Genomic DNA, 23,568 nt, shown 5'->3' with positions numbered 1-23,568 from the left:
CGTTCCGGCTGGGAAGAGTACGAACCTTTTCAGCGGGTCGTCTAACAGTCCAAGCTCTCCTATCTCCGCGTGAGCCGGCTCTTTGCGAGCACGAGCTGCCCGAGTGCCTCGGTGACTGGCAGGACATGCGGAGGCACAGACTCGGCGCCAATTCGCGCGATCGCCAGATTGAGGCTCGTCACCTCCGTCTCACGTCCCGCCAGGATGTCCTGGAGCGTCGAGATCATCACTCCGTCCGAACCCCGGCTGATCTCCATGATGCGGCTCATCACGTCCTCCTCGCGAATCGAAAGCCCGCGGTCCCTCGCCAGCGCGACGCACTCTCCCGCAATCCGCCGGGCCACCGCCGCCGCCTCGGCGTCGCGCGCGAAGAGGCCATTGTCCGCTTCTAACAGCGGGCAGATCGAATTGAAGGCCGCGTTGACGATGGTCTTCCGCCAAGCCTCCGTCTCGATGTCGTCGTGGCCATGGAAGGCGAAGAGCGGTGTCGTGAGTGCCGCGACGCAACCGGCGAGGCGCGATGGCTCGCCCGCCACCGTCCCGATGGGGCACGATGCGATCTGGCGGAACTCGACCACACCGTCGGACCGGACCTGGCTGGTCATGTAGAGGACGCTCCTCAGCATCGCTTCGAAGCCGCAGGAGAGAAAGGGCTGCTCCACGCCCAAGCCGTTCTGCATCACGACAAGTTCGCCCCGGACTTTCTTGGACGCGAGCGCCGCCGCGACCTCTTCGTTCGCGTGCGACTTGATCGCGAGCACCACCGTTCCGTCCAATTCGCGAAGCTCGTGAAAAGAAACCTGCTCCACCCGGACGCTCACGGGATCGGCGTTTCCTCCGAAACGGACGCTGATGTTGGAGTCGATACGAGGCCCGTCGGGTCTCGCGCGAACGAGCACCACCTCCCGCCCGGCGGCGGCGAGCGCGGCAGCCAACGGAAGTCCGACCGCACCTGCGCCCACAATGAAGATCCTCTCCCGCGCTCCATTCGATCCGGTATCCATCATGTGATCATGCGAGACCGGAGCCCGGCCCGGCCAATCGGGATTCCAAATGCCGGCGATCATCGCGATGGATCGCTGAGGCTTCGTAGTGGGACGACTTCGTCGTTCCGGCGGGGGGTGGCGGGAAGGGAGATTCGCGAGCGGCGATTTCTGGCGACCCGCGCCCCGCCGGAAGGGCGAAGCCCATCCGCTACGAAAGCGGGAGCGAGTGGAGCGCGACGGCTTCTTTTCTTGGCTTCGTAGCGGAACGACTTCGTCGTTCCAGCGGGGGGCGGCCCGCAAGATGAATCGGAGTGACGATCACCAAAGGAGCCGCGCCCCGCCGGAAGGGCGCAGCCCTCCCGCTACCGAAGAAGCCCCATCACTTGGCACTTGGAAGTTTTCCGCCGTCAGATCACCCTCCGGCCCGTGCGCCCCGGCCAGCAGAGTGATGTGTTGAAAATCTTCGCCTATGTGGCTGCCACGCTCGTCCTCGCTGCGGTGATTTCGCCGTGGCTCTACCAACTCGGCAAGGGGCTGGCGGAGGTCACCGAGGACAAGCAGACGAACGGCGCGGTGCGCTTTCTGGCCGATGCGGCCGGGCGGGCGGATTTCCCGAAGTTCTTCGATCGCGCGCTGATGCTGTCGGCGCTGGTGCTGCTCTTTCCGCTGACCGCGTGGCTCCGGCTCGGCCGGCCGCCGGGCAGCTATCGTGATACCCCGTGGTCGCTGCGCCTGCCGGACAATGTGGTGGTGGTCGACCGCGGCCAGCCGCTCCGCCGCAATCCCCAGGGCTGGCTGCAATTTGGCACCGGCTTCATCCTCGCCGCCGGCCTGCTGCTGCTGTCCGGCTGGCTGATGCTCCAGGCGGGGTGCTTCGTCTGGCGGGATGCCGCCGAGTCCACCCGCGGCCAGCCAAACAAGTTCCCGCTGGAGGCTATCGATTGGGCGAAGGCGTTGAAAAAAGTCATCCCCGGCGCGGTGGTGGTCGCCCTGGTGGAGGAACTCCTGTTCCGTGGCGTGCTGCTCGGGATCTTCCTCCGCGCGATGCGCCTGGCACCCGCGGTCGCCTCGCTGTCGTTCCTCTTTGCGTTCGTTCATTTCCTGCAACCTCCGCCGTTCGTGCGGGTGCCGGACCCGGAGTCGTCGTCCGCCGGCTTCTACCTGTTGGGACAGATCTTCTCCCGCTTCGCCAATCCGCTGGAGCTCGTGTCGAGCTTCACCGTGCTGATGGCCGTCGGGGTGGTACTCGCCTACGCCCGCGTCCGCACCGCATCGCTGTGGCTGCCGATCGGCCTGCACTTCGGTTGGGTCGTCGGCGTGGGGATGTTCAAGGCGGCGACCTGGCCGGTGCTCGGCCTGCCGGAGGCCACCCGCTGGTTCGTCGGCCCGACCCTGCGGGAAGGCCTGCTGCCGCTGTCGGTGGTGATGGTGACGGGCATCCTGGTGCACCTGATGACGCGCGTGCCGGAGCCGCCGGCGAGCTATCGCAGTTAGACCCGCCATGCGCGACACCGGCGGGATCGGCAAGCGGGGCATTTGGAAGCGAATGTTCGACCTGATCTACCCCGGGCGGTGCCATCGCTGCGGGGCCGGCTTGGCTGAGGGTCGCTCCTTGTGTGAGGGCTGCGCGGCGGAATTGCCGTCGCTGGGCGAGCCCTTTTGCCGGCAATGCGGCGAGGAATTCGAGGGGCAGATCGAGGGTGCCTTCGAGTGCTCGAACTGCCGCGACCAGACGTTTTCCTTCGAGTTCGCCCGGCCCGCGCTGCCGCTGCACCCGGACCTGTTGGAGATGATCCACGACCTGAAATACGCGCGGCGGATCGAGCTGGGGAATGAGCTCGGCCGGCTCGCCGGGCGGGCTTTCGAGGAAGATCCGCGGCTGGCCACGGCGCTGGCGGAGGGTTGGCCGCTGGTGCCGGTGCCGCTCCACCGCAGGCGCTTGCTGTGGCGGCAATTCAATCAGGCCGAGGAGATTGCGCGGCCCCTCTCGCGGCAAACCGGCCTGCCGCTGTGCCGGGCGCTGGTGCGCACTCGCCGCACCGACAGCCAGACCAGCCTGAGCCGCGCCCAACGGCTGAATAACCTCCGCGGGGCCTTCGATTTATCGCGCGCGGGGAAGCGATTCGCCGCCGGAAAACCGCTAGGCGCGGTGCTGGTGGACGACGTTTTCACCACCGGTGCCACCACCAGCGAGTGCGCCCGCGTGCTGCGCAAGGCCGGGATTCAAAAGGTGGTTGTCGTCACCGTGATGCGTGGCTAGCGTCGGCGTCTCGACCGAACGACCCATGGGTATCTTCAACAAGCCACCTCTCCGCGGCGGCCGCGGCCGCGACGACATGCCAGAGGGCCTGTGGGCCAAGTGCCCGGACTGCGGGGCCATGCTGCACAAGCTGGAGCTCAAGCAGCACCACCAGACCTGCCACCATTGCGAGCATCACTTCCGGATGGATGCACGGGACCGGATCGAGCTGCTGGCCGACCCGGACAGCTTTGTGGAAATGGATGGCGACCTGGTCTCGGCGAACCCGCTCGGCTTCGCCAACTACCGCGAGAAGATCGAGGGCATGCGCGCCAAGACCGCTCTCAATGACGCGGTCGTCACCGGTCGCCTGACCATCGGCAACCTGCCTGCGGTGCTCGCGGTCATGGATTTCAAGTTCTTCGCCGGCTCCATGGGCTCGGTGGTGGGTGAAAAGATCACCCGTGCGGTCGAGGTCGCCATCGCGGAGAAGCGCGGCGTCGTCGTGGTGTCCGCCTCCTCCGGCGCCCGCATGCAGGAGGGGATGCTCTCGCTCATGCAAATGGCCAAGACCTGCGGCGCTCTCGCCCGGCTGTCGGAAGCCGGACTGCCTTACATTTCGGTGATGACGGACCCGACCACCGGCGGCGTGACGGCATCCTTCGCCACCATCGGCGACATCAACCTCGCCGAGCCGAAGTGCATGATCGGCTTCGCCGGTCCGCGGGTGGTCAAGGAAACGACCCACCAGAACCTGCCGCAGGGCTTCCAGACCGCCGAATTCATGCTCGATCACGGGCTGGTGGATGCGATTGTTCCCCGCGCCAAGTTGCGCGAGCGGCTGGAGCAGTTGCTGTCCTTCATGATGCCAGTAGCGTCCTGAGTGGCGTGGACGTGGACGCCGGCCGCACGTTGTGCTAGAGGTTCTCCCATGAGCGAAAAGTCGCAGGCTTTGTTGGAAGCCGCATTGGCACTCGATCCCGAGGATCGGCGCTGGCTAGCGGAGGCCTTGTTGGACAGCTTCGACGATGGTGCTGAAGATGAGGAATCGATCCGGATCGCCACGGAAAGAATGGCGCAAGTCGAGCGCGGTGAAGCCCGGATGGTGCCATGGGACGAGGCGATGCGGATGCTGGGCCGATGATGCAGATGCTTCTTCATGAAGGAGCGATTCGCGATATCCGCGACATCGTGGAGCAATTGTCGGAAGACTCAGCAAAGGCGGTGGAGCAATTCTACCATCAGCTCGACGCGGCTGCGGAGTTTGTCGTCCGGCATCCGGAGGTGGGACACCCGAGCGGTCGCTTCCGACGCTGGAACTTTAAGAAGTTTCCCTATCACTTGCTTTACGAGGTGTTCTCCGGGAGCGGAGAACTATGGATCATGGTGGTTCGCCACGATCGCCGCCGCCCCTCTTACGGCATGAAACGCCGCCCTCCCGATCCCTGGCTGCTGTGACCTACCGCGAATCCATCGACTGGCTGTTTTCCACCCAGATGTTCGGCATCAAGCTGGGCCTCGATGGGCCGCGGCGCTTGCTGAAGGAGTATCTCGCCTTTCCTGCCCATGGCGTGAAGGTCATCCACGTCGCCGGGACCAATGGCAAGGGCAGCACCTGCGCGATGATTGACTCGGTGGCGCGCGCCGGTGGCCATCGCTGCGGGCTCTTCACCTCGCCGCACCTCATCGACTACCGCGAAAGGGTCCGCGTTTCGGGAGTGGAGATTCCCGAGGAGAACTGTGCTGCGATGCTCACCGAGCTGCGGGCACTGTGCGAGACGTTCGACCCGCATCCCACTTTCTTCGAGATCTCGCTGACGCTCGCCATGCGCTGGTTCCGCGAGTGCGAGTGCGAGCTCATCGTGCTGGAAACCGGCATGGGCGGCCGGCTCGATGCGACCACCGCGGTGCCGGCCGATGTCTGTGCAATCACTCCCGTGGGGCTCGATCACCAGCAGTGGCTGGGCGACACGGTGGAAGCGATCGCCGTGGAGAAGGCGGCCATCTTCGTCGAGGGCAAGCCGGCCATCTGCTCGCCGCAGGAGCCGGGTGTGCAGAGGGTGTTAGAAAAGGAGGCGAACGAGCGCCGCTGCCCGTTGACCTTTGTCGAGGCCCCGCTGCAGGGCTACCCCATTGCCTTGGCCGGTCCGCACCAGCGGTGGAATGCTGCGCTCGCGCTCGAGTGCCTGCACGCCGCCGGCCTGCGACTCGACTACGAGGTGGTCTTGCACGGGCTGTCCACGGTTCGCTGGCCGGGCCGCTTCGAGCAACTGGTCCACGACGGCCGCGAGGTCGTGCTCGATGGCGCTCACAATCCGCAGGGGGCCGCCGTCCTCGCGAGCACCTGGAAGGAGCAGCTGGGCGAAAGAAAGGCCACGCTGGTTTTCAGCGCGGTCGCCGCCAAGGACATCGCGGGAATCCTCTCGGAGCTGATTCCCCTGGCAGAGATCATCCACATCTGCCCGGTCGATACCCCGCGCGCGGTGACTTCGGAGGAACTCGCCGCGGCGCTGCCACCCGGCGCACCTCCTCATGTCTGCCATCCCACTTTCGAGAAGGCCTTCGCCGCAGCGATGGCAGGGGAGGGGATCATCCTCATCGCGGGCTCGCTGTTCCTTGTCGGCGAGGCGAAGGCATTCCTCCAGGGAGGAACCTTCCAGCCTAGTACGCAGTAAAGGAGGGCACTGGGCCCTCCTTCACCGATCACAACATTTGTACTAACCGTGACCGTTACCGGTCGGAGAGGCTCACTCGAGCGTGTAAGTCACCTGGTTGACGTTCGGCACGCGCTTGGTCACCTTGACGGTGAAGAAGGCCAGCGACACACCGATGGCGTCACCGCTTTCGGTGTCCTTGTGGACGATCGCTGCATTCGGCTGGGCACCCTTCTTGGGCTTGTTCGCGTAGGCATTGGAGACAACGCTCTCGGACAAGAACTTGATCTTGAGGCCGGGGGCGACGAGTTCGCCCTTCTTGCCGACGGTGAACGTGACCTGCTGGCCGACGGTGTAGTTCGGCACACCCGCGGGAACCACGGGGTTGACGACCGGGGTGGTGCCTTGCGTCGCGGCGACGGTCTTGTTCGTCACCGTGAAGGTGAAGGTTTCGCCGACTGCGAAGCCGCCGAAAATCTTGGGTGGCTTGGGCTTCGGCGCGGCTTCAGCCACGGTCAAAGGCAGGACGGCAACAACGAGCGCAAAGGCGCGGAGGAGTAGCTTTTTCATGTATGGAGGGGGCGGCGTGGAGAAAACGCCGAGCGGCTGTTAGTGAATGGTTAGGTCCCATTCAAGCGAAAATACGTGTCTCCTGATCTTCCTCAAGACCGTGCAATTCGCAGGTAGCGAAGCACCATCCCCGGCGGTCCTCCACGGGCAGTAATACCCGGCAGCATTTCTCCTCAATGCGACGACAGCTCGGGCAGCGGCGGCGCACCGTAGAGCCGGCAATCGTAGTCGATGGTGGGGCCGGAGCGGGGGAGGGGGAGGGAGGGGGGGGTGAGCCACATCGGCACGGAGCCTTGGATTTGGTCGAGCCGGTCGGTCAGGCGGATGAAGGGGCCGGAGTCGAGCACCAGCTTGAGTTCGGCACCGCCGGGCACGCTGTGTTTCCAGTTCTTCGGGAAGTTGCCGTTATTCTTTTGGCGGAAGCTCTCCATGCGCAGTGCGCTGAGGGTGACGATCCGCCGCCACGAGAGGCGGCGATGGCCTTCGCAGAATCCCAGGATAAGCGAGGCTTCACCCGGGTCCACGGCCACCTTCATGCCGAGTTGGGGTGGCAGCTCGCCCACGCGGCGGCTGGTCTTCCAGTGGCGGGCCAGCGCGACGGAGGCCGGAACCAGCTTGGCGTTCTGCTCGGTCAAGAGACGGCGGACGACGCGGATGCGCGGATAGAGGTCGCGCCAGAAGCGGGGATCCAGGGACGCTTGGGCGGCCGCGTCGGCGATGGCCGAGAGTCGGCTGCGCTCAGCCCACGCGGCGACCAGCAGCAGGCTTTCCACTTCCGGATCGGGAGCGGTATTCCGCGCCGAAATCCGCGTGTCCAGACGGTCGAGGTCGTCCACCTCGAGGCGGCCGGCGGAGGCCTCACGCTCGACGACGGAAAGGACGCGGAGCTCGATGGACGAGAGAAGTTGGCGGCGTTCCAGGCTGGTGGCGGGTTCGGCGGCGGCGAGGATGCCGAGCATCTCCTCGGCCCGTTCCAAGGTTTCGGCGCGATTGCCCGCAGTGGCGCTGCGCTCGAGTTGCAGGCATTGCACTTCCACCCAGATCGGCAACACGCGGGCGCCGATCAAATTGCTGCGCGAGGCGATGTTCGCCTTGTTCCAGTCGAGTTGGTCGAGCCGTTTCGCGATCACCGGGAGCACGTCGGCCGCGGTTTCGCTTGGCTCGTCGGTGAGCGGGCGGACGCTTTGTTCGGGGCCGGTTTCGGTTTCCGTCGCGAGGGCGATCAAGGTGGCCTGGTCCTCGGCGGAGAGCTGGCGGGTTTCCTTCGGGAAGGTCTTGCGGAATTCGATCACATGCTCGGCATTGCGGACCACCCGGCCGGCATCGCTGAGCACGGGGCCGAGCAGCACGCCCACCATCAGCAGGGCAGGGATGGCTCCGGAAACTGCCAGCAGCGTGCCACCGGCGAAGCGGGTGATGAAGGCCGGCCGCTTGCGCATCACTTCCATGAGCAGTGCCTCGATCTTCTTGTGCCAGCCCTCGCTGCCGATGAAGGCTCCCTGGCCCTCCTCGCGCATGCCGCGGAAGATCCGGCGCAGTGCCTCGGACTCGTCATTGACCTCGCCCGCCCATGGCAGCTTGCGGGCGCCGCGGACCACCTGGATGGTGCGCATGTCCCACAGCACGCCGCCGAACATGGCGGCCGCGATGTAACGCAGCACCCGCGATTTCAAGACCAGCGCAGCGGCGAAGGCCGACAGCGACGCGGTCACCGTGAAGAACGGCCGCAGCATCGGCATGTCGCGGAAAACCAGCAGGTCGATCACCTTGCCTCCATCCATCGGCAGCACTGGCAGCAGATGCAGGGCATTGAGCGCCACCGCCATCCCGGCGGCATCCAGCAGCCACCGCGGCGTGGACGGCTCGAAGTAGCCGTGGGCGAGCATCGCCAGGCCGGCGATCAGGCCGGGCAGGGGACCGCCGAGCAGAACCACGAGCTGCTGCCATGCCGGGGCGTGGAGCTTGCGTCCGCGCTCGGTGGCCCCGGTGAAGGGGATGAAGACCGGCGGCACGCCCTTGTAGCGGAAGAGCTTCATCGGCACCCAGTGGCCGGCTTCGTGCAGCGCGGCCAGCACCAGCACGGTGAGCGCGGTTTGCAGCGGTTGGTCGCGGCCGAAGATCGCGATGAAGAATGCCACGGTTCCGAGCAGCACCACGATCCGCCGCAGGTGATCGAGCGGGCTGGAGCGGACCGCGATCAGGGCGCGGTAGCGGGCCAGATCCTGTTCCACCGCTTGGTTGACCGAGAGTCCGATGGGGCCGCCGACGCGTTCATTCTCGTCGACCCGGGCCTTGGTCGGAGCCGCCACGTCGCGGCGGGTTGCCGAGCGGAAGCTGCGGCCGGTGAAGAAGTCCGCCAGCAGCGGCATCACCCGGGAGGGCAGCCGTGCGAAGCGCAGGCGCAGGATATCAGGATCCTGCCGGGTCGGGACGAACTCGCCGCCCTTCACCTGGGCTTCGTGGCGGGCTTGCTCGTCCGCTTCCAGCATCCCGGTGAATTTCTCGATCGGCGGGAGCACGCGCTCCTTGTCGCCGCGGACCCGTGAGTAGTGGAGCTTCCACTGCGAGGTGACCGTGCCGAAGAACCGCTGCACGTCCTGCCACCAGGCGGGCGGGTGATGGGTGATGCGGCGATCCGCAGTCACGACCAGCGTGCCATCGCGCAGGGCGGTGAACATCGTGAGCGAGACGCTGGCACCTGCGCCGCTGACCGGCACCGTGCGCTCCAGCGTCGCATAGGTCCGCTCCTCTTCATTGAGCAGGATCCAGCGATGCGCCTCGGCGTAGCCCGCGCTTTCGAGCCGGGAGAGCTGCACCTGGCGGAAGCCGAAGTGGCCCATGCGGTTGAGCCACGGGGCCATCCGCCGCCGCACGTCCGGCGGCACTTGATAAGAATCACACGGGTGAGCCTTCACCCGGTAGCGGCGCACATTGGCCACTGCAATGAATGCACAGAAGAGCGGCAAGCCAGTCGCGAAGACTAAGGCCAGCAGGGCGAAACCGAAGGACATCCCTGGTAATGCGGCGAGCATCCGGGCCAAGTAACTGGCACCAGATTTTAAAAAAATCAAGATACATTTAAAATCGGGGCCATCCTGAAATCCTCATTACCTGTAGGATAATGGGCCGCAAATCCCTCATTTTCCAACAAGCGTTCGATGAGAATTCAACGCGATCGCGTGGGGGAATTTCGGCGATAAATAAAAATATTGTATAATCAGGATTTCTTAACCATCCTCCCCGTGTCGTCCGGGGCAATGGGTCCCCACCCGCTGTCCGGACGGTTGCATTTGGTTCTCCCCTTCATTCCCCAGAGACGACCTGTCGAACCATGCTCGGTGTTGCGAGTCTGGCCGGAGGTCTCGTACGGATCCTCCGCATGAGTGCGGCGTGGAGTGGGCGTGCCGTGTTCTCCCCTGTCAGCCCCGGTTGTTTGCATGTTCCTCCCCGCAGTCCCCACTGTCCGCAGGTTTGTCCTCGGTTTCGTCGGCGCCCTCCTGTGTGCCGGTGGGGCCGCGCATGCGGTGAACCCGCCGCCGACGCAGCTTTTCTACGTCCCGTTCCCTGAGGATCATCAGCTCAGCGCCTTTGACTCGATCAATTCGGTCGCCAACGATCCCATCACCGTCTTCGTCACGCTGGCCGCGGCCACGGACGGCACGGTGATCTATTACGACCATTGGGAAGACGGCTACGAGCGGGACATCACCGATCCGGTCCAGTCCACGACCCTGGTCTTCGGTGACGGCAATGCGGCGAACGGCTACCCGCCGGGAAACCCTGCCGACCTGATCCCCGCGGGCACGGTCTTCAACCTCCGCAACTTCGTCGCCACCGCCACCCTCCAGGCGGTGGTGGACTACGACGGCCGCGACAAGATCGCCTCCTTCAAGCCGATCTCAGTGACCAAGACCACCGTGCCGGCCGGCACCGACACCCTGCTCGCCGGCTGCGTGGAAGTCTTCGAGCGCGGCCTGTGGGGGAATGAGTACCGCTCGCCGGTGGGCATCGACATGCCACAGACGACGCCGACCGCCACGCTGACCCAGGACGAGAACCTCTTCAGCTACGCCGCGCTCGCGATTTCCGCCGGTCCCGGCGGGGCCAGCGTCCAGGTGGACAAGGACAACAACGGCGTCTTCGAGGAGACGGTGCTGCTTGCCGAGGGCGAGGCCATCTTCCGCAGTGATGTCAATGTCGGCGGCCACGTGCTCGCGGACAAGCCGGTGCAGGTCGTGCTTTTCACCGGCACCGTGGGGTCGACTTACGCCAGTCGGGATACCTCGCTGCTGCCGACCTACCGCTGGAGCAGCGATTACTTCGCGCCGGTCTCGACGCGCACGAGTCCGACCGATGGCACGGTGACCTTTCTCTACAATCCTGGTGCCGCTGCCATCACGGTCAACTACGACTACCGTAGTAGCGCCACCGCCTACACGACCGCCACTATCAGTGTGCCGGCGAAGGGAAACGCGCGGGTCGCCCTGCAGCCGGCGAATGGCACGAACCACTTCGGCGCGTACCGCTTCTACACCACCGGCGTCACCCCGCCGGTCTTCTATGCGATGAGCGCCATCGACGCGGACGCCGCGTCGGGCTCGAACCAGAACTGGGACGGTGGCTTCACGCTGGTCGGCCGGCCTTCGCTCACCACCCAGGTGCTGCTCAGCCTAGGCATCGGCCGCGATCCCTATTCTGCGGTGAGCCCCGGCGAAAACGGCAACCCGCTGTGGATCACCACCTCCGGCAACGGCCACACGCAGGAGACCGTTTACGTCGACTACAATGGCGACAACGTCGGCCCGCTCACCGACCCGAATGGCAACCACTACGACGTCGGCCATTCGCTCCGCGAGCTGGAGCAGTTGAAAATCTTCGATCCCGACGGCGACCAGAGCGGCATGCTGGTTTACACGCTCAATCCGTCCGTCCGCATCGCCGCCGCGTGGGGTCAGGATCCGGCGGTTGCCACCGTCGCCCAGCCGGGCCTGGACGTGGCCTCGCTGGTCCCGCCGATGCGCGAGGGCGACGGCGGCAAGCGCTCGTCCATCGCGGTCGATGCCGATGGCGATGGCGCGGTCAGTTGCGGGGATACGCTAGAGTACGACATCCGCGGCATCAGCAACGCCCGCACGAATATCCCGGGACCTTTCGCAGTGCAGGATAACCTGCCGTCCACCGTGACCTACGTCCCGGGCACCACCCGCTACCGCTTCATGGTCGGCGGTGCCTGGCAGGCATGGACCGCCATCCCGGACAATGGCACCGGCACGGCATTCCCGCTCGATGTCGCGGGCTTCTCGGTGCCCGGCAATCTCGCCAGCGGCCAGCAATTCCAAGTCGTCTTCCGCGCCACCATCGTCCCCCGCGAGAGCCTCACGGGAGCGACCATCGAGAACACCGGGCAGGTGGAGATTTCCCCCTATGGCTTGCTGCTGCCACTCTCATGGACGGACACCGTTTACGGCAGCATCGGCGACCGCGTGTGGGGCGACCTCGATGGCGATGGCATCCAGGATCCCGGTGAAAACGGCATTCCTAACATCGACGTCCATCTCGACCTCGACAACGACGGCATCCGCGACGCCGGCGAGCCGGTCGACATCACCGATGCCTCGGGCAACTACCTTTTCGCCGGCCTCAGCGCGGGCAACTACGTCGTCCGCGTGGATCCGGCTGACATCGCCGCGGCCAATGTCGGCTATGGCCCGACCTACGATCTCGATGGCATCGCGACCTCGCACCGCGCGTCCGTCACCCTCGGCATCGCGGAGGACCGCGTGGATGCCGACTTCGGCTATCGGGTCGGCGCCAGCGTGGGCGACCGCGTGTGGATCGACCGCGACAACGATGGCGTGCAGGAGAATGGCGAGCCCGGCATCAATGGCGTCCGCGTCTATCTGGATACGGACAATGACAACACCTACGATGCCGGCGAACCGAACACGACCACCTCCGGCGACGGCCTCTGGTACATCGGCAACCTGAACCCCGGCACCTACGCGGTGCGCGTGGACACCTCCACGCTGCCGGTCTCGGCCACCCAGACCTTCGACCTCAACGGCGGCCTGGATCACGAGGCGTCCGTCACCTTGCTCGGCGCGGAGCACCGCGCCACTCTCGACTTCGGCTATCGCGGCCCGTATTCGATCGGCGATCTGGTGTGGGAAGACGTCAATGCCGACGGCATTTCTTCGGTCAGCACGGTGCGCAACGTTTACAACGCGCTCATCGACATCAGCCAGAACAACAGCGGCGGCAACGAGGATGACGGCAGCTTTGCCGGCTATGTGGTCTCCAACGGGCGGATCGATGTCAGCGGCAACGGCAGCATTGGCAACGAGGACGATGGCACTTTGTTCGGCGTGAGCATCGTCAATGGCTACTTCGACCTGAGTGGCAATGGCAGCAATGGCAACGACGACGACGGAGCGGTTACCCACACCGTCTCCGAAGCCGCCATCGCGAATGTCCGCGTCTATCTCGACATGGACGGCGACGGGGTCTTCGACGCCACCGAGCCCTCCGCCGTGACCAATGCGTCAGGTGCCTACTCGATCGGCAATCTTTTCAACGGCACCTACGTGGTGCGGGTGGATACCTCCACGCTGCCTTCCAGCTACGTCCAGACCTACGACCTCACCAGCCCCTCCACCGATCATACCGCCAGCGTCACCATCAGCGGCGCGAACCGCACCGACGCGGATTTCGGCTATCGCAACGATGCCAGCCTCGGCGACCTCGTCTGGAACGACCGCGATGCCGATGGCATCCGCGATGCGGGCGAGCCGGGCATCCCGGGCGTGTGGGTTTACATCGACAGCGACGGTGACAATGCCTTCGACCAAGGCATCGAGCGATTCACGATCACCGACCTCGCGGGCTTCTACCGCTTCGAGAACCTCGCCGCGGGAAGCTACAATGTCCGCGTCGAATTCAGCACCCTGCCGCAGGGCTCGACCCAGACCCATGACCTGAATGGCGAGCTCGATCACGAGGCCAGCCGCACGCTGACCACCAGCCAGGAAGCCACCGACGTGGACTTCGGCTACCGGTCGAATGCGGCCTTCGGCGATCGCGTGTGGAACGATAGCAATGGCAACGGTATCCTGGATGGCGTCGAAACCGGCATCGCGAATGTCCGCGTCTATGTCGACATCAATGGCAACGGCACCTTCGACAGCGCCACCGAGCCTTCCGCTCTCACGGATTCGGGCGGTGCCTACTCGATAGGCAATCTCGTCCCCGGCACTTACACCGCGCGCATCGACGTCGGCACGCTGCCGGCGAACATGACCCAGACCTACGATGCAAACGGGGGTCTCGATCACGCGGCAACCTTCTCGCTCAGCGCCAACCAGACCCGCGATGAGATCGACTACGGCTACACCCTGCCGGTATCGATCGGCGATCTGGTCTGGAACGATCTCGATGGCGATGGCCAGAAGGACACAGGCGAAAGCGGTCTGGCGGGCGTCACCCTTACGCTCTATCGCAGCAACGACACCATCGCCGGCACCGCGACGACGAATGCGAGCGGTCTCTACTCCTTCACCGGGCTGATGCCGGGCAGCTACTACGTGATCTTTGATCCGGTGGCCGGCTACCTGCGCAGCCTGGCCGACCAAGGCGCGGACGCTTCGGACAGCGATGCGAATGCGGCCGGGCGGACCCACACCGTCACGCTCACCGGCGGCCAATCGGATCTCACGCTGGATGCCGGCTACTTCCAGCCCGGCACCATTACCGGCTCGGTCCTCGCGGACACGAACAATGATAACACCGGCGACCTGCCGCTTGCGGGTGTCGTTGTTACGCTGAAGGACGGGTCGGGCAACGACATCGACAGCGATCCGAATACGGGCGGTGTGCAGCCGACCACGGCCACCACGAATGGCAGCGGCGCTTATACCTTCTCCAATCTCACTCCGGGTAGCTATCAGGTCGTCGAGACCCAGCCTGCCGGTTACCTCACGGTGACCGATGGCGACACCACCACGCCGGGCGATGATGCGGCGAATGCGAGCACCACGGACAACATGATCCCCGTCGCGGTGGCGGCGAATGAGACCGACACCGGCAATAACTTCATCGAGGAACAACCGGGCATCATCAGCGGCACCGTTTACGCCGACACGAACAACGACAACACCGGCGAGGTCGGCATTGTTGGCGTCACGCTGACGCTCTTCACTGATCCGAACGCAGACGGCAATCCCGCCGATGGCGCGGCCTTTGGCTCGCCAATCCTCACCGGCGTCGGCGGCATCTACAGCTTCACCAACTTGCCGCCGGGTGCCTACGTGGTGGTCGAGACCCAGCCCTCCGGTTACCTCACGGTCACAGACGGCGACACGACTACTCCGGGTGACGACGCGACAAATGCCAGCACCACCGACAACCGCATCCCCGCTGCGGTCATCGCGAACGAAACGGACGGCGGCAATGACTTCGTCGAGGAGCAGCCTGCCATCATCAGCGGCACGATTTGGGCGGATACCAACAACGACAACATTGGCGATGTCGGCATCGCCGGTGTGACCCTCACGCTCTACACCGACCCGAATGCCGACGGCAATCAAGCGGACGGAGCGGTATATGGTTCGGCAATCGTTACCGGAGTTGGTGGCACCTACAGCTTCACGAATCTTCCACCGGGCTCCTATGTGGTAGTGGAGACGCAGCCCTCCGGTTACCTCACCGTCACTGATGGCGACACCAGCACGCCGGGCGACGACGTGGCCAACGCAAGCACGACCGACAATCGGATTCCGGTCTCGGTGGCGGCGAATGAGACGGACAACGGCAACGACTTCATTGAAGAGCAGCCGGGTGTCATCAGCGGCACGGTCTGGGCTGATACGAACAACGACAACGTGGGCGATGTCGGCATTGTTGGAGTAACGCTGACGCTGTTCACCGATCCCAATGGTGACGGAAACCAAGCGGACGGCGCGGCCTATGGTTCAGCAATCGTTACCGGAACCGGTGGCACCTATAGCTTCACGAATCTTCCGCCCGGTGCCTACGTGGTCGTTGAGACCCAGCCGTCTGGCTACCTCACCGTCACCGATGGCGACACGACCACGCCGGGCGACGATGCGGCGAATGCCAGCACGTCCGATGACCGTATCCCGGTGGCGGTCAGCGCGAATGAGACCGATGACGGCAACAACTTCGTTGAAGAGCAGCCGGGTATTATCAGCGGCACCGTCTGGGCCGATACGAACAACGACAACGGGGGCGATGTGGGAATCGCGGGGGTGAGCATCGCGCTCTTCACCGACCCGAACGCGGACGGCAATCCGGCTGATGGCGTTCAGTTTGGCTCATCGGTTCTCACCCTCACCGGTGGCACCTACAGCTTCACCAACCTGCCGCCGGGTGCCTATGTGGTCGTGGAGACGCAGCCGTCCGGTTACCTCACCGTCACTGATGGCGATACGACCACTCCGGGTGACGACGCTGCCAACTCAAGCACGACCGACAACCGCATCCCCGTCGCGGTCGCTGCGAATGAAACGGACAACGGCAACGATTTCATTGAAGAGCAGCCCGGCATCATCAGCGGCACGGTCTGGGCTGATACTAACAACGACAACGTGGGCGATGTCGGCATCGCCGGGGTGAGCATCGCGCTCTTCACCGACCCGAATGCGGATGGTAATCCGGCTGATGGCGTGGCGTACGGCTCGCCCTTCGTCACCCTCACCGGTGGCGCCTATAGCTTCACCAATCTTCCTCCCGGTGCTTACGTGGTGGTTGAGACCCAGCCTTCCGGCTACCTCACCGTGACCGATGGCGACACGACCACGCCGGGCGACGATGCGGCGAATGCCAGCACGACCGACAACCGCATTCCCGTTGCGGTCAGCGCGAATGAAACGGATGACGGCAACAACTTCGTCGAAGAGCAACCGGGCATCATCAGCGGCACGGTCTGGGCCGACCTGAACAATGACAACGTGGGGGATGTCGGCATCGCTGGTGTGACCCTAACGCTCTACACCGACCCGAATGCCGACGGAAACCAAGCGGACGGTGTGGCGTATGGCTCGCCCTTCGTCACCCTCACTGGTGGTGCCTATAGCTTCACCAATCTTCCGCCGGGTGCCTACGTCGTAGTGGAGACCCAGCCTTCCGGCTACCTCACTGTCATCGACGGCGATACGACTACTCCGGGTGACGATGCGGCGAATTCGAGCACGACCGATGACCGCATTCCCGTGGCAGTGGCTGCGAACGAGACCGACAACGGTAACGATTTCATTGAAGAGCAACCGGGCACGATCAGTGGCACGGTCTGGGCCGACACGAACAATGACAACGTGGGGGATGTTGGCATCGCCGGGGTGAGCATCGCGCTCTACACCGATCCGAACGCAGACGGCAATCCAGCTGATGGAGTTCAGGTTGGCTCATCGGTCATCACTCTCACCGGCGGCACCTACAGCTTCACCAACCTGCCGCCGGGTGCCTATGTGGTCGTGGAGACGCAGCCGTTCGGTTACCTCACCGTCACTGATGGCGATACGACCACTCCGGGTGACGACGCTGCCAATTCAAGCACGACCGACAACCGCATCCCCGTCGCGGTCGCTGCGAACGAGACCGACAACGGCAACGATTTCGTTGAAGAGCAACCGGGAACAATCAGCGGCACGGTTTGGGCCGACACGAACAACGACAACGCGGGCGATGTGGGCATCTCCGGCGTGACCATTGCGCTCTTCACCGATCCGAACGCGGATGGCAATCCGGCTGATGGCGTTCAATTTGGCTCATCGGTCATCACTCTCACCGGCGGCACCTACAGCTTCACCAACCTGCCGCCGGGTGCCTACGTGGTGGTCGAGACGCAGCCTGCTGGCTACCTTACGGTGACCGATGGTGACACGACCACGCCGGGCGATGACGTGACGAATGCGAGCACGACCGATGACCGCATTCCCGTGGCAGTGGCTGCGAACGAGACCGACAACGGCAATGACTTTGTCGAAGAGCAGCCCGGCACCATCAGCGGCACGGTCTGGGCCGACACGAACAACGACAACGCGGGCGATGTGGGCATCGCCGGTGTGTCCATTGCGCTCTTCACCGATCCGAACGCGGATGGCAATCCGACTGATGGAGTTCAGATCGGATCGTCGGTCCTCACCTTCACCGGCGGTACCTACAGCTTCACCAATCTGGCCCCGGGTGCCTACGTCGTGGTCCAGACCCAGCCATCCGGCTATCTGACCGTGACCGACGGTGACGCCACCACTCCGGGTGACGACGCGATCAATGCCAGCACGACCGATGATCGCATCCCGGTCGCTGTCTCCGCAAATGAAGCGGATAACGGCAACGATTTCGTCGAGCAACAACCGGGCACGATCAGCGGCACGGTCTGGGCCGACACGAACAACGACAACGTGGGCGATGTGGGCATCGCCGGCGTGACCATCGCGCTCTTCACCGATCCGAACGGCGACGGAAACCAAGCCGACGGCGTGGCCTATGGCTCGCCCTTCGTCACTCTTACCGGGGGCACCTACAGCTTCACGAATCTGCCGCCGGGTGCCTACGTGGTCGTGGAGACCCAGCCATCCGGTTACTTTACCGTGACCGACGGCGATACCACCACGCCGGGCGACGACTCAACGAATGCGAGCACGACCGACAACCGCATTCCGGTCGCGGTCTCCGCCGACGAGACCGACAACGGCAACGATTTCGTCGAGGAGCAGCCCGGCTCCATCAGCGGCAGCGTATTCGCAGACACGGATGGCGATGGCGACGGGGATGCCCCGCTGGAGAACGTGCTCATACGCTTGCTCGATGGCGCGGGCATTCCGGTGGATGGCGTCACGACCCTCACGCTTGCGGATGGCAGCTACAGCATCGGCGGCTTGGCTCCCGGCAACTACCGCGTGAGCGAAGACCAGCCGGCTGGCTATAACAGCGTCAACGATACCGATGGCGCGAACAACAACGTGATCGGCGAGGAGACGGCTATCGCCGTCACGGCCGGCGGCACCAGCGGCGGCCACGACTTCATCGAGATCGAGCCCGCCAGCATCACCGGCCATGTCTTCGCGGATAGCGATAACAATGGCAGCGGCGATACCCCGCTGGCCGGCATCACGCTCACGCTCCGCGATGGCTCCGGCACCCCGATCACTACCACGGTGACTTTGCCCGATGGCTCTTACCTCTTCGCCAATCTGCCGCCCGGGACCTACCGCGTCTCGCAATCCCAGCCCGCCGGCTACGCCAGCGTCAGCGATGTGGATGGCGCGAACAACAACCTCATCGGCGACGAAACGCCCATCGTGCTGCTGCCCGGGGACGATGTCACCGGCCGCGATTTCGTGGAGGTGGAATATGGCTCCATCGCTGGCTCGGTATTCGACGATAGCGATGACGATGGCAGCGGCGACACGCCGATCGCCGGAGTCACGCTGTCCTTGTTAGATGGTGCCGGCCAGCCGGTGCTCGATGGCTTGAACCAGCCGATCACCACCGTCACCGGCGCGAATGGTTCCTACCTCTTCGCGAATCTCCTGCCCGGCAGCTATCAGGTCGCGGAGACGCAGCCCACCGGCTACGGCAGCGTCTCGGATGTGGACGGTGGCAATCTCGACTTCATCGGTAATCTCACCGCCATCGCGGTGGCCCCCGGCCAAGACGTCACCGGCCGCGACTTCGTAGAGATCCGCCTCGGGGCCATCAGCGGCTTCGTCTATGCCGGCACCGATCCGCTCGCCGGCGTCACGCTCGCGCTGCTCGATGAGCACGGCGATCCGGTGCTCGATGGCAATGGCGACCCCATCACCACCATCACCGGTCCGGATGGCTCCTACAGCTTCACCGGTGTCTTCCCCGGCACCTATCAGGTCGGCCAGGTCCAGCCGGATGGCTACGACAGCTTCAGCGATGCCGATGGCGGCGACAACAATCTCATCGGCGACGTCAGGCCCATCGTCGTGCTGCCCGGCGAGACGAATGAGGACAACAACTTCATCGAGACCCTCGACACCTGCTCCAATGACTGGCCCGAGTGGCTCGAGCTGCATCCCGGAGAAAACGCCAGCGGCAATCCCGATGCCGACGTGCTCGACAATCTCGCCGAATTCGCCTTCGCGCAGCCCTACGACAGCGGGGCAGGGGACCCGTTCTGCATCTCGCCATCGGAGACCGCGCCCGGCACCATCGAGGGCAAGTTCATCCGGCCGAAGCAGGCGACCGATCACGTCACCTACATCCTCGAATACGCGTCCGCGCTCGGCACGCCGACGACCTGGCACCCGATCGTGCTGCAGCCCGACGACCTGATCGTCACCGACAATGGCGACTGCACCGAGACCGTCGTCATCTTCGACCTCGAAAATCTTACCGGCTTGACCGGCGGCGAAGGCTTCGTCCGCATCCGCGCCGAGCTCGATGAGGACGGAGACGACACCACCGACCACACCTCCTTCACCGCCACCGAAGGCTGGACCCGCACGCCGGTGGACATCTGCTGCCGCACTTACAACAATCCCTACCTGCGCTGCGCCGCATTCACCGGCACCGTGGACTCGGCCACCGGAAGTGAGATCGAGCTGGTCACCAGCTCGGGCCCGGTCGATCTCGCCACGCTCTTGCAGCCCGGCGTCAGCTACTACGCCGAGATGACTTCGGGTGAGAATGAAGGCCACCGCTTCGATGTCGTGTCCGCCACCGGCAGCACGCTGACCGTGGCGAATGACCTCGAACTCACCACTGGCGATGCGCCTTTCAATACGCTCATCGGCGGGCTTCCTGTTAGCCTTGCCGGCGACGGCATCGTCATCCGCCGCCACTGGACACTCGATGAGCTCTTCCCGCCGACGGAATTCGGCGCGACTGGCAGCCAATCCACTGCCGACCAGGTGCAGGTGAGTAGCGCCGGCGTGTGGACCATCTACTGGCTCTACGATGACAGCGGCACCCCGCGCTGGGTGAAGGATGCCACTCTAACAGACCAAGGTGCTGCCGTGATTCCTCCTGGCCAGGGGATGTTCTTCAACAGCCGCCACACCACCGGCACGGTGTTGTCGTGGGGGCAGGTCCGCCCGAATAAATTCATCCGCCCGCTGGCCAAGGGCGCGAGCCTCGTCGGTGGTGGCTATCCCATCGATCAGAAGCCGATGGTCCTCACCGGCAGCCGCGCGATGACGCTCGGCCAGGGCTTCTTCGGCAGCCGCGACTTCAAGAAGGCCGACCGCTTCTACGTCTGGCGTGGCGATGCCGTCGCGCTCGAGACGGGCTACACCGGCTACTTCCTGCTGCATGGCGCACCGGTGCAGCCCGCCTTGATCCAGTGGACCAAGACCGGCGACACCACCATCCAGTCGCACAACGACAACGTGCTCTTCCTGGGCGATCGCGCCGTCTTCATGGACCTCGCCAACGACATCTTCACCTATCAGATCCTGACTCCCTGGACGCCGTGAACTTTCCCCGCTCCATGAAATGCCTCCCTCTGCTCGCGCTCCTGTTGGGCGCGACCACCGCCCATTCGCAGACGCTGGATTGGGGGAACGAGGTCTTCGACAATCTGGTCGATAGCTCCGGCGCGGCACTGGGCAATACCTTCGTCTTCGAGCTCGGTGCCTTCGATGCGGGCTTCACTCCGAATGAGTCGAATGTCGAGGACTGGGTCGCGCATTGGAATGTCTTCGACCGCGCGAGCTACAATGAAAGCATCGGCTACTTCGCATCCTCCGTGAAGATGCAGGCCGACGGCACCAGCAATAGCGCGTGGCTCACTCCCGGCTCGGGCAGCTTCGAGGGACTGGAGGCCTTCCTCTTCATCCGCAATGGCGATCTGCCGATGCCGCTCACGGAATGGCTGCTCGCCCGCGCTTCCACATGGATCTTCCCGGCGGCCGATCCCGAGTGCTGCCCGAATGGCTTGCCCACTCAGTGGGCCGTCAACGACATCGATGACGAGACGCCGGTCTTCGGCGGGGTGGATGGCATTCCCGGTGGTGGCATCGTGGGTTCGCCAAGTCCGAACGGGCTGCAGACGCACACTTTCGTTCCGGAACCCGCCGCCTTCTTGCTCCTCGCGCTGGGCGGACTCGTCGCCCTCGGCCGCCGTCGCCGTCTCTAACAAAAAGCCCGCCGGTGATTCGCCCGCTCGTCGCCTCGCTCCTGCTCACCGCCGCCTCCGCGGAAACGGTTAGCTGGTTCAGCGACCCTCATGGCGCCAATGTCGACAGCACCGGCGCGCCGCTGAACGCGGCCTTCCAGTTTCAAATCGGTGCGTTCACGGGAAGCTTCGCGCCCACCGCCTCGAATGCTGCGCAGTGGGCGGCGAATTGGACAGCCGCGGAAACCACTTCATACAACGCAAGCAACGGCCTCTACGACGGACAGTTCACGCTGGAGAACAATGCCGCGCCCTTCACCGTGAATGGCAAGGGATGGATCTGGGGCTTCCGCAATACCTCCACTGGCAGCGAGTGGATCCTCTTCCGCCACACCTTATGGAAGTGGCCTGCGGCGAATCCTTTCAATCCGCCACTGATCCAGTGGAATGCCAGGGACGCGAACGAGGTTGTGCTCGGCGCGATCCACACCGGCGGCTCGCCCTTCCTGATGCAGACCGCAGCGGTCAGCAGCTACGCGCAATGGTCGGCCGGCGAGCTAGCGGGTGAAACGCTGGATGGTCCCGATGACGACCCGGATCACGATGGCGTGACGAATTTGTTAGAGTTCAGCTTCGGCACGCCGCCGCTCATCGCGGGGCCGCCGCCGGCCATGACCAACTCTTGGTTTGAAAGCGGCGGGCAGCGTTACCTCCAGCTCGCCATGCCCCGGCGCAGGGACCGGCTGGCGCTCTACGCGGTGGAGGTGTCGGAGAATCTTTCGTTCTGGCAATCCGGTGCTACCCTCACCGCGGTGATGTCCGATCAACCGAACCAGTGGATCGTCCGTGATCTCACACCGCAGGGCCAGGAGCATCCGCGGCGCTTCCTTCGTTTCAAGGCGACGCTGCCATGAAGGCCGGGTGGCTGTTTGTGGCGTGCGGCGTGGCGATCCATGCGCTGCTGGTGTTCGTGAAGTCGTCGCAGGGCATCGCGGGTTGCGGGAGTGCGTGCGATGAGGTGCTTTCGTCGCGCTGGTCGTTCGTGGCCGGTGTGCCGGTGCCGTGGTTCGGGATCGCGGCGTATTTGCTTACGGGTGTGGCGTTGAGATGGCGGAAGCCGCTGCTGTTGGCGACCTGTCTGGTGCTGTTAGGCGGGGCGGTGGTGTGGTTTCTGGTGGTGCAAGCGTTTGTGTTGCATCGCTTCTGCGGCTGGTGCCTCACGGCGCACGTCGTTGCGCTGGCGACGATCACGTGGGGATGGCGGGAGCTGAAAGGGATGGCTTCGTTCACGTGGTCGCTGGCGGTGGTTGGAGGGGTGGCACCTATTGCTGCGGTGATCCTTATCCAGGTCTTCGGGCCGGTGGCGGCGACGCATCGGATCGAGGCGGCTGCGCCGTTTTCCACGGCTGCTTCGCAGCTTCATGCGCAGGGTGGGGGACGCAAGGTGGACTTCGATGGCGGCATGAAGCGCTATGATGTGGAGGCCTTGCCGCGGCTCGGTTCCGCGGATGCGAAGCACGTGCTCGTGGAGTACTTCGACTATCAGTGCCCCGCGTGCCGGACCATGCACGGCTTCCTCGAAGCGCTTCGCTTGCGCCATCCCAAGGACATTGCGGTGATCGTCTTGCCGGTGCCATTGGAGCGGTCTTGCAATCGGCTGTTAGGGCCGAAGGACACGGCGCATCCGGGAAGCTGCGAGCTGTCGCGTGCGGCGCTTGCGGTATGGCGCAGCGCACCGGCGGCTTTTGAAGAAGTCCACCGGTCGATTTTCACGGATCCCCAGGCGGGGCTCCGCCTTGCCCGCGAGAAGGCCTCCACCACTTCCGAGGATGACGCGTGGATCAATGAGATGCTCAAGGTGAACGCCGAGGACTGGATCGTCTTCTCCAGCAGCACCAAGCATTTGCCGAAGCTCCTCATCCGCGACCGCCGGATTCTCCACGGTCTGCCCTCCAGCGAGGCTGATTTCCTTCGCGTGATGCAGCAGGAGCTGGGGCTCTAACAGGGACTTGGGCT

13 protein-coding genes are annotated in these 23,568 nt (G+C 64.5%); 10 read left to right on the top strand and 3 right to left on the bottom strand.

What is annotated here, in order from left to right; translation table 11 throughout:
- Nucleotides 1–59 precede the first annotated feature (59 nt).
- Entirely contained in the window at nt 60–1,067 is a 1,008-nt protein-coding gene (locus OKA05_RS25125; RefSeq protein ID WP_264489969.1) for a ketopantoate reductase family protein, read from the bottom strand.
- Nucleotides 1,068–1,412: 345 nt separating this feature from the next.
- On the opposite strand from OKA05_RS25125, the gene OKA05_RS25120 reads away from it, so the two are divergent.
- Genes OKA05_RS25120 through OKA05_RS25095 form a run of 6 tightly spaced genes read left to right on the top strand, consistent with a single transcriptional unit; the run spans nt 1,413 to nt 5,900 of the window.
- Nucleotides 1,413–2,480 (top strand): CPBP family intramembrane glutamic endopeptidase, encoded by a 1,068-nt coding sequence (locus tag OKA05_RS25120; protein ID WP_264489968.1) that lies wholly within the window; start codon nt 1,413–1,415, stop codon nt 2,478–2,480.
- 7 nt (nt 2,481–2,487) lie between these two features.
- Entirely contained in the window at nt 2,488–3,246 is a 759-nt protein-coding gene (locus OKA05_RS25115) for a ComF family protein (RefSeq protein WP_264489967.1), read from the top strand.
- A 25-nt stretch (nt 3,247–3,271) separates the two neighbouring features.
- The gene (accD, locus tag OKA05_RS25110) at nt 3,272–4,108 is read left to right on the top strand and encodes an acetyl-CoA carboxylase, carboxyltransferase subunit beta (RefSeq protein WP_264489966.1); all 837 of its coding nucleotides are present in this window, start codon (nt 3,272–3,274) and stop codon (nt 4,106–4,108) included.
- A 48-nt stretch (nt 4,109–4,156) separates the two neighbouring features.
- Nucleotides 4,157–4,369: an addiction module protein gene (locus tag OKA05_RS25105; protein ID WP_264489965.1), complete on the top strand. Its 213-nt coding sequence runs from the start codon at nt 4,157–4,159 to the stop codon at nt 4,367–4,369.
- Nucleotides 4,336–4,683, top strand: coding sequence for a type II toxin-antitoxin system RelE/ParE family toxin (locus tag OKA05_RS25100; protein ID WP_264489964.1), 348 nt, complete (start codon nt 4,336–4,338; stop codon nt 4,681–4,683). The genes OKA05_RS25105 and OKA05_RS25100 overlap by 34 nt, the downstream gene beginning before the upstream one ends.
- Nucleotides 4,680–5,900 carry a bifunctional folylpolyglutamate synthase/dihydrofolate synthase gene (locus tag OKA05_RS25095; RefSeq protein ID WP_264489963.1) on the top strand — a complete coding sequence of 407 codons (1,221 nt, stop codon included), beginning with the start codon at nt 4,680–4,682 and terminating at the stop codon, nt 5,898–5,900. Before OKA05_RS25100 ends, OKA05_RS25095 begins: the two co-directional genes overlap by 4 nt.
- Nucleotides 5,901–5,972: 72 nt before the next feature.
- On the opposite strand, the gene OKA05_RS25090 is transcribed toward OKA05_RS25095, so the two are convergent.
- Together OKA05_RS25090 and OKA05_RS25085 are read right to left on the bottom strand one after the other, a co-directional pair.
- The gene (locus tag OKA05_RS25090) at nt 5,973–6,449 is read right to left on the bottom strand and encodes a hypothetical protein (RefSeq protein WP_264489962.1); all 477 of its coding nucleotides are present in this window, start codon (nt 6,447–6,449) and stop codon (nt 5,973–5,975) included.
- Nucleotides 6,450–6,622: 173 nt separating this feature from the next.
- A complete protein-coding gene (locus tag OKA05_RS25085; RefSeq protein ID WP_264489961.1) occupies nt 6,623–9,460 on the bottom strand; it encodes a site-2 protease family protein in 2,838 nt (945 codons plus the stop codon).
- 426 nt (nt 9,461–9,886) lie between these two features.
- On the opposite strand from OKA05_RS25085, the gene OKA05_RS25080 reads away from it, so the two are divergent.
- From OKA05_RS25080 to OKA05_RS25065, 4 genes are read left to right on the top strand one after another with little or no spacing between them, the layout of a single operon-like run.
- On the top strand, nt 9,887–20,911 hold the full coding sequence (locus OKA05_RS25080; protein WP_264489960.1) for an SdrD B-like domain-containing protein: 11,025 nt from the start codon (nt 9,887–9,889) through the stop codon (nt 20,909–20,911).
- A gap of 14 nt (nt 20,912–20,925) precedes the next feature.
- Nucleotides 20,926–21,573 (top strand): PEP-CTERM sorting domain-containing protein, encoded by a 648-nt coding sequence (locus OKA05_RS25075; RefSeq protein ID WP_264489959.1) that lies wholly within the window; start codon nt 20,926–20,928, stop codon nt 21,571–21,573.
- Between the two features lie 14 nt (nt 21,574–21,587).
- Nucleotides 21,588–22,466, top strand: a complete 879-nt coding sequence (locus OKA05_RS25070; protein WP_264489958.1) for a hypothetical protein — start codon at nt 21,588–21,590, stop codon at nt 22,464–22,466.
- On the top strand, nt 22,463–23,554 hold the full coding sequence (locus OKA05_RS25065; RefSeq protein ID WP_264489957.1) for a vitamin K epoxide reductase family protein: 1,092 nt from the start codon (nt 22,463–22,465) through the stop codon (nt 23,552–23,554). The genes OKA05_RS25070 and OKA05_RS25065 overlap by 4 nt, the downstream gene beginning before the upstream one ends.
- Nucleotides 23,555–23,568 lie beyond the last annotated feature (14 nt).

It is taken from the genome of Luteolibacter arcticus, assembly GCF_025950235.1.
In the GTDB taxonomy this organism is placed as follows: Bacteria; Verrucomicrobiota; Verrucomicrobiia; order Verrucomicrobiales; family Akkermansiaceae; genus Haloferula; species Haloferula arctica.
Note: the sequence above shows the minus strand (reverse complement) of the source record. Positions and strands in the feature narration are given on the sequence as shown.

Coding starts and splice junctions, on each gene's coding strand:
- OKA05_RS25115 (WP_264489967.1), top strand. CDS start 2,488: ATGCGCGACACCGGCGGGATCGGCAAGCGGGGCATTTGGAAGCGAATG.
- OKA05_RS25065 (WP_264489957.1), top strand. CDS start 22,463: ATGAAGGCCGGGTGGCTGTTTGTGGCGTGCGGCGTGGCGATCCATGCG.
- OKA05_RS25125 (WP_264489969.1), bottom strand. CDS start 1,067: ATGATCGCCGGCATTTGGAATCCCGATTGGCCGGGCCGGGCTCCGGTC.
- OKA05_RS25075 (WP_264489959.1), top strand. CDS start 20,926: ATGAAATGCCTCCCTCTGCTCGCGCTCCTGTTGGGCGCGACCACCGCC.
- accD (WP_264489966.1), top strand. CDS start 3,272: ATGGGTATCTTCAACAAGCCACCTCTCCGCGGCGGCCGCGGCCGCGAC.
- OKA05_RS25105 (WP_264489965.1), top strand. CDS start 4,157: ATGAGCGAAAAGTCGCAGGCTTTGTTGGAAGCCGCATTGGCACTCGAT.
- OKA05_RS25085 (WP_264489961.1), bottom strand. CDS start 9,460: ATGTCCTTCGGTTTCGCCCTGCTGGCCTTAGTCTTCGCGACTGGCTTG.
- OKA05_RS25100 (WP_264489964.1), top strand. CDS start 4,336: ATGGGACGAGGCGATGCGGATGCTGGGCCGATGATGCAGATGCTTCTT.
- OKA05_RS25080 (WP_264489960.1), top strand. CDS start 9,887: ATGTTCCTCCCCGCAGTCCCCACTGTCCGCAGGTTTGTCCTCGGTTTC.
- OKA05_RS25090 (WP_264489962.1), bottom strand. CDS start 6,449: ATGAAAAAGCTACTCCTCCGCGCCTTTGCGCTCGTTGTTGCCGTCCTG.